This window comes from Paraburkholderia sp. SIMBA_027, from assembly GCF_046535315.1.
Taxonomy (GTDB): Bacteria; Pseudomonadota; Gammaproteobacteria; order Burkholderiales; family Burkholderiaceae; genus Paraburkholderia; species Paraburkholderia tropica.
Window position 1 is genome coordinate 1 of record NZ_JAWRWY010000522.1, and the last position, 274, is coordinate 274.

Annotated in this window: 1 protein-coding gene; it reads left to right on the forward strand. The window is 60.2% G+C overall.

Annotation, left to right across the window (positions count from 1 at the left end; translation table 11 throughout):
* Positions 1 to 147 precede the first annotated feature (147 nt).
* A partial coding sequence (locus SB764_RS40080) for an ATP-binding cassette domain-containing protein (protein ID WP_410866762.1) occupies positions 148 to 274 on the forward strand: 127 nt, incomplete at its 3' end.

A 274-nucleotide genomic window follows, 5' to 3' on the forward strand; every position in this document is an offset into this window, starting at 1 on the left:
CGTGATGCCTACATGGGCCGCTCGAGTGGTTCCGCGAAGGCTTTCAGCTGGCGCGCGCTCGCTGTGAAGGTCTCCCAAGCTGCGTCTATGGCAAGCGGAGGTGCTGCATCACCCACGGGACAGGAATCGATCTTGAGCGTGAAGGGCATGACGGTCAGATTGCCCCGGGGATCGAGTGAAGTCACGATCGTTGACGACGTCAACTTCGATGTGGCTCCGGGAGAGGCAGTTGCGATCGTCGGCGAGTCAGGTTGTGGAAAGTCGGTGACCATCT